Annotated in this window: 15 protein-coding genes; 14 read left to right on the forward strand and 1 reads right to left on the reverse strand. The window is 62.2% G+C overall.

The features are described from left to right. Positions 1–8: 8 nt before the first annotated feature. From gspD to AC1RP7_RS07500, 10 genes are read left to right on the forward strand one after another with little or no spacing between them, the layout of a single operon-like run. Positions 9–1,928: a type II secretion system secretin GspD gene (gene gspD, locus AC1RP7_RS07455; RefSeq protein ID WP_493181539.1), complete on the forward strand. Its 1,920-nt coding sequence runs from the start codon at positions 9–11 to the stop codon at positions 1,926–1,928. Between the two features lie 4 nt (positions 1,929–1,932). After that, the gene (gene gspE / locus AC1RP7_RS07460) at positions 1,933–3,405 is read left to right on the forward strand and encodes a type II secretion system ATPase GspE (protein WP_492587309.1); all 1,473 of its coding nucleotides are present in this window, start codon (positions 1,933–1,935) and stop codon (positions 3,403–3,405) included. 3 nt (positions 3,406–3,408) lie between these two features. Then, on the forward strand, positions 3,409–4,614 hold the full coding sequence (gene gspF, locus AC1RP7_RS07465) for a type II secretion system inner membrane protein GspF (protein ID WP_493181540.1): 1,206 nt from the start codon (positions 3,409–3,411) through the stop codon (positions 4,612–4,614). Between the two features lie 3 nt (positions 4,615–4,617). After that, positions 4,618–5,073, forward strand: a complete 456-nt coding sequence (gene gspG, locus AC1RP7_RS07470) for a type II secretion system major pseudopilin GspG (protein WP_493181541.1) — start codon at positions 4,618–4,620, stop codon at positions 5,071–5,073. A gap of 3 nt (positions 5,074–5,076) precedes the next feature. Next, positions 5,077–5,544, forward strand: a complete 468-nt coding sequence (gene gspH / locus AC1RP7_RS07475) for a type II secretion system minor pseudopilin GspH (protein ID WP_340312405.1) — start codon at positions 5,077–5,079, stop codon at positions 5,542–5,544. Then, complete coding sequence (gene gspI / locus AC1RP7_RS07480; RefSeq protein WP_493181542.1) at positions 5,537–5,920, forward strand: type II secretion system minor pseudopilin GspI; 384 nt, start codon at positions 5,537–5,539, stop codon at positions 5,918–5,920. Before gspH ends, gspI begins: the two co-directional genes overlap by 8 nt. After that, a complete protein-coding gene (locus AC1RP7_RS07485) occupies positions 5,913–6,455 on the forward strand; it encodes a type II secretion system protein GspJ (protein ID WP_493181543.1) in 543 nt (180 codons plus the stop codon). The genes gspI and AC1RP7_RS07485 overlap by 8 nt, the downstream gene beginning before the upstream one ends. Next, positions 6,452–7,303 carry a type II secretion system protein GspK gene (locus AC1RP7_RS07490; RefSeq protein ID WP_493181544.1) on the forward strand — a complete coding sequence of 284 codons (852 nt, stop codon included), beginning with the start codon at positions 6,452–6,454 and terminating at the stop codon, positions 7,301–7,303. Before AC1RP7_RS07485 ends, AC1RP7_RS07490 begins: the two co-directional genes overlap by 4 nt. Then, positions 7,300–8,406, forward strand: a complete 1,107-nt coding sequence (gene gspL, locus AC1RP7_RS07495) for a type II secretion system protein GspL (RefSeq protein WP_493181545.1) — start codon at positions 7,300–7,302, stop codon at positions 8,404–8,406. Before AC1RP7_RS07490 ends, gspL begins: the two co-directional genes overlap by 4 nt. After that, on the forward strand, positions 8,403–8,834 hold the full coding sequence (locus tag AC1RP7_RS07500) for a type II secretion system protein M (RefSeq protein ID WP_493181546.1): 432 nt from the start codon (positions 8,403–8,405) through the stop codon (positions 8,832–8,834). Before gspL ends, AC1RP7_RS07500 begins: the two co-directional genes overlap by 4 nt. Here AC1RP7_RS07500 and AC1RP7_RS07505 read toward each other — a convergent pair. After that, positions 8,827–10,107: an MFS transporter gene (locus tag AC1RP7_RS07505; RefSeq protein WP_057712332.1), complete on the reverse strand. Its 1,281-nt coding sequence runs from the start codon at positions 10,105–10,107 to the stop codon at positions 8,827–8,829. The two genes, AC1RP7_RS07500 and AC1RP7_RS07505, sit on opposite strands and share 8 nt — an antisense overlap. Positions 10,108–10,225: 118 nt before the next feature. Between AC1RP7_RS07505 and AC1RP7_RS07510 the strand changes: the two genes are divergently transcribed. The 4 genes from AC1RP7_RS07510 to AC1RP7_RS07525 all read left to right on the forward strand — a co-directional run bounded on the left by AC1RP7_RS07510 (position 10,226) and on the right by AC1RP7_RS07525 (position 12,661). Further along, entirely contained in the window at positions 10,226–11,128 is a 903-nt protein-coding gene (locus AC1RP7_RS07510) for a LysR family transcriptional regulator (RefSeq protein WP_090452712.1), read from the forward strand. 90 nt (positions 11,129–11,218) lie between these two features. After that, a complete protein-coding gene (locus AC1RP7_RS07515; RefSeq protein WP_090452714.1) occupies positions 11,219–11,524 on the forward strand; it encodes a type II toxin-antitoxin system RelE/ParE family toxin in 306 nt (101 codons plus the stop codon). Then, positions 11,521–11,808 (forward strand): addiction module antidote protein, encoded by a 288-nt coding sequence (locus AC1RP7_RS07520; RefSeq protein ID WP_007943750.1) that lies wholly within the window; start codon positions 11,521–11,523, stop codon positions 11,806–11,808. The genes AC1RP7_RS07515 and AC1RP7_RS07520 overlap by 4 nt, the downstream gene beginning before the upstream one ends. Before the next feature lie 589 nt (positions 11,809–12,397). After that, a complete protein-coding gene (locus AC1RP7_RS07525) occupies positions 12,398–12,661 on the forward strand; it encodes a DUF6124 family protein (protein ID WP_090452716.1) in 264 nt (87 codons plus the stop codon). Positions 12,662–12,690: the final 29 nt, after the last annotated feature.

Genomic DNA, 12,690 nt, shown 5'->3' on the forward strand with positions numbered 1-12,690 from the left:
TCAACTTCATGAATAGCTTTCTCGGTGCACAAGCACTGCGGCCGGTGCTTTTTTTCGTCGCCATGGCGCTAACGCTTTCCCAAGGCACACTTCAGGCCGAGGAAGAAAAATGGCAACTGGCGATGAACAACGCAGAGCTGCGCGACATCGTCGAAGAGATCTCCAACATTCTGGGGACCACCGTGGTACTGGACCCCAAAGTCTCCGGTCGAATCACCGTCATGTCCCGGCAGGCCCTCGATCGTGAAGGGGTGCGCCGGTTGTTCTATTCGGTACTCGATGCCCATAACTTCACAGTGATCGATGAGGGCGACCGGATTCTCATCACCCCGGTTGCCGAGGCCAGGACACGGGCCGGCCAGGGCACGGTAAAAACCACCACGGCGTCGCAGTTCGTAACCGAAGTCATCGGCTTGAACACCGGTAGCGCCACCGATATTGCCGGGTTGGTGCGGCCATTGGTCTCTGCCAATGGCTATGTCGGCCCCTCGGTGTCGGCCAACGCGTTGGTGCTGACCGATACGGCCGCCAATGTTAAGCGCATCGCCCGGGTGATCCGTGAACTGGACTCCGGACAGAACAACCGGCACGCGGTGGTCCAGCTCAAGCATGCCCAGGCGGGCGATGTCGCGCCGGTGATCGAGGCCTCCATGGGCAAGCGCAATGCCGAGTCAGCCATACAGGTGCTGGCCGACACCAGGACCAATCGCCTGATTTTCATTGGTCCGCCGGTCGTCCGCCAGCGCTTGATCGAGCTGGCCCGAGGTCTCGATACGCCGGCCACCACGACCCTCGACAATGCCCGGGTGATTCGCCTGCGTCACAGCGATGCCAAGCAGTTGGCCGAGATTCTGGAGTCGATGGGGCAGGGCAGAAAGCAGACTTCCGCCGTCGGCAGCGCCAAGGACACGTCTGGCGGTGCAGCCTTCATGATCAAGGCCGACGAAAGCCAGAACGCGCTGGTGCTGATCGCCGAACCCGCGCAGGTGCGGACCATCGAAAACATCGTGCGTCAGCTGGACCAGCCACGGGCCCAGGTGTTGATCCATGCCGCCATCGTCGAAATCTCCGGCGACATCGCCGAGGCCGTCGGTGTGCAGTGGAACCTCAACACGGGTGACGCCAAGGGCTTCATCAACTTTCCCGGCACCGACATTCCGATCATCGGCGGGCTGAAGTTCGACGAGAAAAGATCGGCGCCGGAAGGGGCGATCCTGCAACTGGGCGGCGACCGCTTCGGTGCGCTGGTTTCGGCCCTGGCCAGCAACACCCACAGCAACCTGCTGTCCACGCCAAGCCTGTTGACCCTGGACAATCAGGAAGCCGAAATCATCGTCGGCCAAAACGTGCCGTTCAAGACCGGCTCCTATGCCACAAACAGCAACGGCGCGGAGAATCCGTTCACCACCGTCGAGCGCAAGGACGTCGGCATCAGCCTGAAGATCAAGCCTTACATCAACGAAGGCTCGACGTTACGCCTGGAGGTCGAGCAGGAAGTGTCGGACATCGCGCCTTCGGTGTCGGGCATTGATTCCTCGGACCTGATCACCAACAAGCGAGCGCTCAAGAGCACCATCCTCGCCGACGATGGCGAAATCATCGTGATCGGCGGCCTGATCAGGGACAGCGTGCGTACCCAGAAAAGCGGCGTGCCGCTGTTGAGGGACATTCCCTACCTCGGCGCTATCTTCCGCTGGAATCGTGACACCCAGACCAAAAGCAACCTGATGGTGTTCTTGCGCCCGACCATCGTGCGCAGCAAGGAAGACCTGTCCCAGGTCAGCCAGCAGCGTTACAACGCGCTGCGTGACTTGAGCAAATCAGGGGCGGGGGAAAACAACTCGTTGTTGCTGCCATCCGAGGCGCGCGGGTTGTTCGAACCGGCCACCGACGCGCCAATGTTCGATTTGCGCGGCAAGGCGCAGTGAATCCATGAGCGAACTCTGCGAGCAATTGCCTTTCGGCTTCGCCCGGCGTTTTGGTGTGTTGCTGGAGCATGACGGCGACGACCTGCGCCTTGCCCTGCGTAGTGATGCGCCGCTCACCGCATTGGCGGAAGCGCGCCGGGTGTGCGGACGGGCGTTGCCGTTTCAAATCGTCGGGGCCGATGAGTACGCCTCGCGCCTGGCGGCGGCCTATCGCGAGGGGCGCAGTGCGGTGGAGCAAGTTGCCCAAGGGCTGGACGAAGAACTGGACTTGCTCAGCCTGGTCGATCAGGTCCCGCAAACCGCCGACCTGCTGGAGCAACAGGGCGACGCGCCGATCATTCGCCTGATCAACGCGTTGCTCGGTGAAGCGGTGCGTGAGCATGCCTCGGATGTGCACCTGGAAACCTTCGAACAGTACCTGTCGGTGCGTATGCGGGTGGATGGCCAACTGCGTGAAATGCTCAGGCCCAAGCGCGAACTGGCGACACTGCTGGTGTCGCGGATCAAGGTCATGGCACGCCTGGACATCGCGGAAAAACGCGTACCCCAGGATGGGCGAATGGCCTTGCGCCTGGCCGGGCATGAAGTCGATGTGCGGGTCTCGACGCTGCCTTCGGCCCATGGCGAACGGGTGGTACTGCGTTTGCTCGACAAGCAGGCCGGGCGCCTGGACCTGCACCGGCTGGGCATGCCGGACGATATCCTCGCGGCCCTGCGCCATCTGTTGGGCAAGCCCCACGGTATTGTGCTGGTGACCGGGCCGACCGGTTCCGGCAAGACCACCAGCCTGTACGCCGCCCTGAGCAGCCTGAACGACCAGACCCGCAACATCCTGACGGTCGAAGACCCGATCGAATACCACCTGCCGGGTGTCGGCCAGATGCCGGTCAATCCGAAGGTCGACATGACCTTCGCCCGGGGCCTGCGGGCGATTTTGCGCCAGGACCCGGACGTGGTGATGGTTGGCGAAATCCGTGACCGCGAAACCGCCGAAATCGCTGTCCAGGCGTCCTTGACCGGGCATCTGGTGCTCTCGACCTTGCACACCAACAGCGCGGCCGGCGCGGTCACGCGGCTGGTAGACATGGGCGTCGATGCCTATCTGCTGGCGTCCTCGCTGGTGGGCGTTCTGGCCCAGCGTCTGTTGCGCACCTTGTGCCCTCATTGCAAGGTTTCGTACCTCGCCGATGCGGCGGCCTGCCAGCGTCTTGGGCTCGACACGAGCACGCCGCACACCCTGTTCAAGGCCTCGGGCTGCGAACAGTGTCAGCACGGCTATCGCGGCCGCATTGGCATTTACGAGCTGATCAGCGTCACACCCGCCGTCTCGGCGCTGATCCATCAGGGCGCCAGCGAGCAAATCCTCGTCGACGAAACGCGCAAGGTCTCGCGCAGCCTGTTCCAGGACGGGCGCCAGCGGGTGCTGGAAGGGTTGACCAGTCTCGATGAGTTGCTGCGTGTGACCCAGGAGAACTGACCGGTGCCGACCTTCGACTACCGCGCCCGCGATGCCCAGGGACGATCCTGCAAGGGACGGCTGGAGGCCGATGGGCCCCGCCATGGGCGACAGTTGTTGCGTGAACGTGGTTTGTGGCCGCGTGTCTTGACCGAGGTCAGGGGCGGCGGTGCGGGTCAGCAGTCGCGAGGTGGACGCCTGAGTGCAGCGGACCTGGCTTTGTTGACGTTGCAACTGTCAACGCTGGTTCAGGCCGGACTGCCCCTGGAGGAAGCGCTCGATGCGGTGGCGAAGCAGAGCTCGAAGCGCAAGGTTGCGAGCTTGCTCTGGGCGGTCAGAGGCCGGGTGATGGAAGGCCACGCACTGGCCTCGGCACTGGGGCAGTTTCCCAGGGCCTTCCCCGAGTTGTTCCGCGCCACCGTGGCCGCCGGGGAACGCTCGGGGCATCTGGGCCATGTGCTGGAGCAACTGGCGGCCTACACCCAGGCCCGCCAGGCCTCGCGGCAAAAGATCCAGATGGCCCTGGTGTACCCGTTGATCCTGATGTTGGCCAGCTTGGCAATCGTCGGTTTTCTGCTTGGTTATGTGGTACCGGATGTGGTGAAGATCTTCGTCGACAGCGGCCAGACGCTGCCCTGGTTGACCCAGGCGCTGATTGGCGTGAGCAACGGCCTGCGCAACCATTTCCTGTTGTTGATGGGCTTGCTGGCGACGCTGTTCGGCCTGTGGCGCTGGAGCTGGCAGCAGCCGCAGTGGCGTCTGCGCTGGCATCGTTGGGTGCTGAATGCGCCAGTCCTCGGTGAAGTGCTGCGTGCCATGGAAGCCGCACGGTTTGCCAGCACCCTGGCAATCCTCGGCAAAAGTGCCGTGCCGTTGGTGGACGCCCTGGAAATTGCTGCCGCGGTCATCGGCAACCTGACCATCCGCGCGCGGATGGTCGATGTCGCCCGCTCGGTCCGCGAAGGCGCAACGCTGACCCGTGGCCTGGAGCTGAGCGGTGACATCCCGCCGATGATGCTGCACATGATCGCCAGCGGCGAACGTGCCGGCGAACTCGACCGCATGCTGGCCCGGGCCGCCGAACAACAGGAAAACAGCCTCGCCGCGCGCATTGCGCTGGTGGTGGGCCTCTTCGAGCCGGCCATGCTGGTGTTGATGGGCGGCGTCGTGCTGCTGATCGTCATGGCCATCCTGCTCCCGATTCTCAGCCTCAACCAATTGGTGAATTGATCCATGCAACCTGTCTGCAAAAAACTTTCCCGCGCGCAACGCGGTTTTACCCTGATCGAAATCATGGTGGTGGTAGTCATCATCGGCGTGTTGGGGGCTATCGTGGTGCCACAGTTCATGAGCCGCCCCGATCAAGCCAAGGTCACTGCCGCCAGAATCGATATCCAGGCCATCGCCACAGCCCTGGAAATGTATCGCCTCGACAACGCCCATTACCCATCGACCCAGCAAGGCCTGGAAGCGCTGGTCAAGCGTCCCTCCGGACTGCCCGTGGCGCGTGGCTGGAACCCTCAGGGCTACCTCAAGAGCATGCCGGTCGACCCGTGGAACACGCCTTATCAGTACCTCAACCCGGGTGTACGGTCGGTAGACGGCACTTACGACCTGTATTCCCTGGGTGCCGATGGCGTAGCGGGCGGCGAAGGGTTTGCCGCCGAAATCGGCAATTGGGGCCATTGATCCGTGGGTTACCGCTGTCGGGGGTTTACGTTATTGGAACTGATGATCGTGATTGTCGTGGTTGGCGTCTTGCTGGGCATGGTGAGCTTTGTCGGTGGGGGCAGTCCCGCGCGCGAGGTCAGGCAGGAAGCCGAAGCGATGGTTCAGGTGATTCATCAGTTGCGTGAGCGTGCGGTGTTCGAAGGCCGGGAATATGGCCTGCGGCTGAGTGCCCGTGGCTACCGGCTGATGCATCTGGGAGTTCGTGGGTGGGAGCCGGTGAAGGAACTGACTGACTGGCCTCTGAGCGTGCGGGTACGTTTGCAGCAGGACGGCTATGCGGTAGGGCTGGACGCCGAAGAAGGCCCGCCGCAGTTGCTGTTGCTCAGCAACGATGAAACCAGTGCCTTCACGCTGACATTCGAGTCCGGCAACAGGACCTGGTTGAGCCTGTCCGGCGATGGCATCGGCGAGGTGGCGATCGATGGCTAGCCGGTCATCCTTGTCGTCCATGGGCGGCTTCACGCTGCTGGAAATCATGGTGGCCCTGGCGGTCTTCGCGACACTGGCGGCAGCCGTGCTGTCGGCCAGTCAATATGCGGTGAAGCAGCGCAACGCCGTCGAGACACGGCTGTTCGCGGCGTGGCTGGCGGATAACCGGTTGAACGAGCTACGCCTGCAATCCGGCCTGACGGCCGGCCAGCAACAACAGGTCGTGTCCATGGATCAGCGCGACTGGGTGCTGCAACAGCACATCAGCGCCGCCCGCGATCTGCGTTTACTCCAGGTCGACATTCAGGTCAGCCCGGCGAACAGTGCGCACGCGTTGTATCGTGCCAGCGGCTGGATACCCGCGAGCCATGAGTAGGCAGCGGGGGTTCACCTTGCTGGAGCTGGTCATCGCCATGGCCATCTTCGCCGTGCTGGGGCTGGCCAGTTGGGGCTTGTTCGATAGCGTGCTGCGAGTGCAACAGGGCACGGCGGCCCACGAGCGAGAGCTGAGGAACCTGCAACGAGCGATGGCGGTGATCGAGCGGGATCTGCTGCACGTCGCTGCGCAGCCGATGGTGCTCGCACCGCCGCTTTTTCAGTTCCAGCGCAGTCACTGGCGCAATCCTCTGGACCAACCGCGCAGTGAGCGCCAGATACTGACCTATCGACTCGAAGGCAGCGTGCTGTGGCGCGAAAGCCAGGGCGAAGGTACGGAGTTCGTGCAACGGCAAAGACTGCTCGAAGGTGTTCGTGAGTTGCGCTGGCGTCTGTTCGACAGCCAGTCCGGCTGGGTCGCTCATTGGTCGGCCGGGCAGGATACGAAGACGCTCATGGCGCTGGAGGTGCAAATCTCGGCCGGGCGCTTCAAATCGATTCGTCGGGTGTTGCCGATGCCGGGTGCATTGCCATGAACGGGCGCCAACGCGGCATTGCGTTGATCAGTGTATTGCTGGTCATGAGCCTGGCGCTGCTGATCACCGGCGGCTTGTTGCGCAGCCATCACCTTTCGCTGCAAAGCAGTGGGCAACAGTTGCTGCAGATGCAGCTGCGGCAGCTCGCATCGGACGGGGAAACCTGGGCGTTGTTGCTGTTGCGCGACGCGTTACAGGACGCGGAAAAACCCGTCGAGCGGTTTCAAGGCTGGACGGCCATGGCGCCAGGTTTCGACGTTGAAGATGCGCAGATCCGAATCGATATCGATGACCTCGCCGGGCGCTTCAATCTCAATGCGTTGTTACGCCAGGGGCAGGTGGATCAGGTCACCCTCAACCGTTGGGCGCGCCTGCTCGAATTGCTTGAACTGCCTCCTCTGCTACTGAGCCAGGTCGGGCCGCTGGGGGAACTGAGCCAACTGCGCTTGCTGCCTGACATTGACGCTCGCCTGCTGCAGCGACTGGAGCCCTGGGTGGCGCTGCTGCCAACCGACACCGCCTTGAACATCAACACCGCGCCGGCGCTGCTGTTGAGAACACTCGGCGAGGTGGACGCCGCGACCGCCGATGCGCTGGCGCGTCAGGCGGCAACCACGCCCTGGGCGAGCGTTCAGGCGTTTACCCAGGACCCGCTGCTCTCCGGGCAGGGCCTGAGCAATCACGGACTTGGTACCCAAAGCCGCTGGTATCGGATAAAGGTGCAGGTGACCCGGGACGGGCGCGAACTGCACCTGGCCACGGATGTCGGGCACGACCCCAAGGCTCGACAACTGACGGTGCTGCAACGACGTTTTCTTCCCATGAGTAGCCACGAGAGACCGCGATGAACACTTGGCTTTACCTGACCGCCGAGGGGCAGGACGCGCCATCCGGCCTTTGGCCCTGCGTCCTGTGGTCGCCAACCTGTCAACGTCAGCCGATGCCACTGAATCAGGCGGCCTCGGCATTGCAGGGGCAGGCGGTTGATGTGCTGCTGCCCATGGAACTGTGCAGTTGGGTTCGCAGCGAGCCATGGCCTTCGCGACGCAGGCCCGAAGCCCAGGCCATGGCCTACGCCGTGGAAGATCAACTGAGTGAAGCGCTGGAAGTTGTGCATCTGAGCGTTGGCGCTCGTGATCGTGACGGCTGCTACCCGGTCATGGTCATTGGCCGCGAACGGTTGGCCGCCGTGCTCGACTTGCTGCGCGAAGCGGGTATTGAGGTGCGCGGGGTGTTCGTCGATGCCGATCTGTTGTCCGGCGATCAGCCGTGCGGCGCCTGGTGGTTCGGGCGCTGGTTGTTGGGTGCAGGCCTGTCCGCGCGCCTGGCGATGTCGCAAGACGACCTGGCGCTGCTCACTCCGTCATTGCCCAAGGATATGCAATGGCTGGATGAGCGTGAGTCCCCCGCCGTCATCGACCAATGCCTGGCTCAGCGCCCGACCCGGGCCATCAACCTGCTGCAAGGCGCATTCGCCCCACGGGGCAACCGTCTGCCCTGGCGTGCCGGCGGGTGGGCGCTGTTGATGCTGGCGCTGTTGACCTGGGGTGCCAGCGAGACGCGGATCCGCTTCCTCGACAGCGAAGCCAGCCGCCTCGCAATCCAGAATGAACTGCGATTCAAGGCGCTCTACCCTGAACAGAGCCGCATCGTCGACATGGCCGCGCAACTCAAGGCCCTGCAAAGCCAGCCTGTCGAATCGCAAAACACCCGCATTGCCGGGCTGGTCCGGTTGATAGAACAGGTGATTGGCGCCAGCCCGGTCGAGGTCCAGCGCATCGAGTTTCGAGCAGGCGAAGGCTGGAAAATCCAGCTGACCGCCAGCGGCTTTACCGAGCTGGAGCAGTTGCGGGAACGCGGGCGACAACAAGGCATGCCCGTGAGGCTCGACAGCGCGAACAAAGCCGCTGACCGGGTGCACGCCACCCTCACCGTGGAGGACGAGGCATGAAGCAGGCATGGCGGCGCATTTCCGTGCGCGAACAGCGGCTGCTGCAGGTATCGGGGGCTTTTTTGTTGGCGGTTGTGGCTTTCAGCCTGATCTGGCAACCGACCCGGCAGCGGTTGGAAACAGTCGAGCGACAGTATCAACAGCAGGCGGGGCTGGCCGCGCAACTGCAACGGGCGTTACCGCGCAGCCATGTCCCCGTCGACAGCGAAAAACCGCTATCGCTGCGCATCAGCGAAAGCGCCACGGCGGCGGGGCTGGAAATCCGTCAGATGGAGAGTGAAATCGATCTGCTGCGCGTGACCCTCAATGGCAACGCGCAACCCTTGATGCAGTGGCTCGATGGGATCGAGCGCGATGGCGTCGCGCTACAAACCCTGACGCTGGAGAAGCGTGACGATGCCCTGGAGGCGCGGGTGGCGCTCAAGTAGCCGAGGTGTTCTGCGGCAACAACGGCAACTTCGCCAGCTTCAACGCGATCAGCAGCGCAATCACCAGCAGCGTGCCGATGAACAACCCGATCCCGTTCCAGCCGCCCAGGTGCCAGAACACGCCACCCACCGTACCGGCGATGCTTCCCCCGGCGTAGTAGCTGAACAGGTACAAGGACGATGCTTGCCCCTTGGCCCTGGTGGCGCGGCGGCCGATCCAGCTGCTGGCCACCGAGTGGGCGCCGAAGAAGCCGAAGGTAAAGATCAGCATGCCGATGATCACCAGCGGCAATGGCGTAAACATCGTCAGGGCGAGACCACCGATCATCAGCGCGATGGTGCTCCAGAGCACTTTGCGGCGGCCGAGTTGGTCGGCCAGCGAGCCGATTTTCGCCGAGCTGTAGATGCCCGACAGGTACACCACCGACAGCAACCCGACGAAGGCCTGTTCCATGTGGTACGGCGCGGCCAGCAGACGGTAGCCGATGTAGTTGAACAGCGTGACGAACGCGCCCATCAGCACAAAGGCTTCTAGAAACAGCAGCGGCAGGCCGGCGTCGCGAAAGTGCATGGTGAAACCGTCGAGCAGGCTGCGCGGGTGCAGCGAGCGGGCGCGAAAGTTGCGCGATTCGGGGAGGATTTTCCAGAACACCGCCGCGGCAATCAGCGCCAGGCCACCGATCACCAGCATCGCCGTGTGCCAGCTGACGAAGTCGATCAATACCCCGGTGATCAAGCGTCCGCTCATCCCGCCAATCGCGTTGCCACCGATGTACAAACCCATGGCGAGGCCGATGTGCTGTGGGTGGATCTCTTCGCTCAGGTAGGTCATGGCGACCGCCGCCAGACCGCTCAACGACAATCCGATCAGCGCACGCATCAGCAGCACACCGTGCCAGCTCGGCATCATCGCACTGGCCATGGTGCACAGCGCAGCGGCGAACAGGGCTGCCACCATCACCGGTTTACGCCCGATACGGTCGGAAATCGGGCCAGTGATCAGCAGGCCGATGGCAAGCATGCCGGTGGCGATAGACAGGATCAGGCTGCTTTGCGCCGCGTTGATGGAATACTCGTCGGACAGCAGCGGCATCATCGGCTGCACGCAGTAGAGCAGGGCGAAAGTCGCAAAACCGCCGCAGAACAACGCCAGCACCGTGCGCATGAACGCCGGGGTGCCTTTTTCGATGTAGATCTCCGCCAGCTCAGCGGCGATAGCGTCCGGCGCTGAAGGTGAAACTTCATGGGCGAGTGGGGCGACAGCAGTTTTCACGTGGGACCTCGGAGGGCGCAGCCGGTCAGGCAGTGAAAAAAGCATATAGCTGGCTAATGATTCAATCCAATATATTGTTCGACCTGTTTGATAGCTTTTACGACCTAATGGGGTTTCCATGGAATTGCGTCATCTGCGCTACTTCATCGCCGTCGCCGAAGAACTGCATTTCGGCCGCGCCGCACAAGTGCTGGGTATCTCCCAGCCACCGCTGAGCCAGCAAATTCAGGCGCTGGAACAGGAAGTCGGCGCCCGGTTGTTCGAACGTACCAATCGTCGGGTCGAGCTGAGCGAGGCCGGTCGGCTGTTCCTGGAGGAGGCGCGGCTGGTGCTGGCGCAGGTCGACAAAGCGGCGGATGTCGCGCGACGGGCGCAACTGGGCGAGTTGGGTGAGCTGAAAATCGGCTTCACCTCGTCGGCGCCGTTCAACTCGACCATTCCCCAGGCGATTTTCTCTTTCCGCCAGCGCTTCCCGGCGGTGCACCTGAACCTGCGGGAAATGAGCAGCACCCAGGTGGCCGATGCGCTGGTGGACGAGTCGATTGAAGTCGGGATCATGCGCCCACTCGGGCTGCCGGACTGCCTCAGCGTGGTCGAACTGATGCGCGAGCCACTGGTCGCGGTGCTCAGTTCCAAGCACCCCTTGGTAGAGGGCAGTGAGGAGGGCTTGTTCCTGTCAGCCCTGGCGCTTGAGCCCTTTGTGTTTTTTCCACGCAGCTACGGCAGTGGCCTGTATGCGCAGCTGCTCAGCCTGGCCCGGGACTCCGGCTTCAGCCCGCACTTCGCCCAGGAGGCCGGCGAGGCGATGACCATCATCGGGCTGGTGGCGGCGGGGCTTGGTGTGTCGGTGCTGCCGGCGTCTTATCAGCGGATGCGCATTGATGGCGTGGTCTATCGGCCCTTGCTCGATCCGGCGGCGGTGTCGGCGGTGTGGCTGGTGCAGCGCAAGGATCAGAAGTCGCCGATGGCCAAGGCGTTTGTGGAGTTGCTGACGCGTAAGGTTGAGCCGTTGGAGGTGTGACTGCTTTGCAGTGAATTGATTTGTCTGCCGGGCGTCGACACATCAGAAAGACTGGTTGAGCGGGTGTAGCTCAACGGCTACACTCGGTGCATGACGGAGATCCTTCGAAGTTCAACATTCTCTGGCTGGCTGTTAAAGCTGGCCGATAGTCGCGCCAGGATGCGTATTCAGGTGCGAATTGACCGCATGGCCGATGGGAATTTCGGTGATGTAAAAGCCATCGGAGAAGGGTTGAGTGAAGCACGTATCGACTATGGTCCCGGTTATCGGATCTATTTCATGCAGCAAGGCAGCCAGTTGGTCATTCTCCTTTGTGGCGGAGACAAAAGCAGCCAACCCCGTGACATCAAACAAGCCAGGCTCATTGCGAAATCCTGGCAGGAGCAAAACCCATGACCGAACAATTCACTCGCTGGGACTCTGCCGAGTACCTCAAGACCGAAGAGGACATGGCTAATTACCTGGATGCTTGCATGGAAGAGGCGGGAGATGACCCTGCGTTCATCGCCAAAGCACTAGGGACTATTGCACGTGCTCGCGGCATGACTCAGGTCGCACGGGATGCGGGGCTTTCTCGGGAAAGTCTTTATCGTGCATTGTCAGGTGAGGGGAATCCGGAGTTCGGCACCATCCTGAAAGTCGTTAAGGCATTGGGCTTGAAATTACACGCCAGCACCTGAAATACTGCCAATGTCCCCGAACGGGGCTTGTGAGACTCTGAGGATCCTGGGCAACCAGCTATCGCAGAGCCAGGCAGGTACAGGGCGATGACAAGCCGACCTGTCTGTGAAGGGGCGCCGAAAGGCGCCCTTTGTCGTTTCTGGGTTTTTGACTGTAGGAGCGAGCCTGCTCGCGATGAACTAAAGAACGCCGCGTTAATCCAGGAAACACGCGTCATCGTTAACGACCATCGCGAGCAGGCTCGCTCCTACAGAAGATCAGAAGCTTCACCACTGTTTGTGGGACTTTTCTGAAGTGCTTCCGACAGGCTACAGCGCCTTGCGGCGTTACCTACAACTACTCCAGAATCCGCCGGCTTGTGCGCTTTGAGGGGCATCGCTAACTTGATTCGCGTCACTGATTGTCAGTGGTCGGGTTTAGTAGCTCGCTTTCCATATCTAGCGCATTGGCGCTCCTGATAGGCAGGTATCTCTATACCTGCCCTTGACGGTAGCTGTGCGCAGGGCGCCTTCGGGTGCGCCGGATTGATGTGGACCGGTCTACTAACCTGCGTACAGCTGCCACCCTTCTTTTTCAGGACGCTGAATCATGACCCATACGCCAAAGCCACCGGATACCGATCCAGACGCGCCACGCCAACCCGGCACGATCTTCCTCATTGCCCCCGACATCGACAACCACACCTTGCTGGAATACGCCTGTATGTCGCTGGCATCAGCCAATGTCATGGCCAGTGACTTCGCCAGAGGCCTGAAGGGATCACAGGGCCACACACTGTTGGGGATTCAGCAGTCGATCATGTTGGGGGAGCTGGCGGTGAATCGGGTGCTGGATAACCTCGACCCACCGTAAACCTCTGTAGGAGCGAGCCTGCTCGCGAT

The organism is Pseudomonas sp. GW822-FHT01E03 (assembly GCF_058802985.1).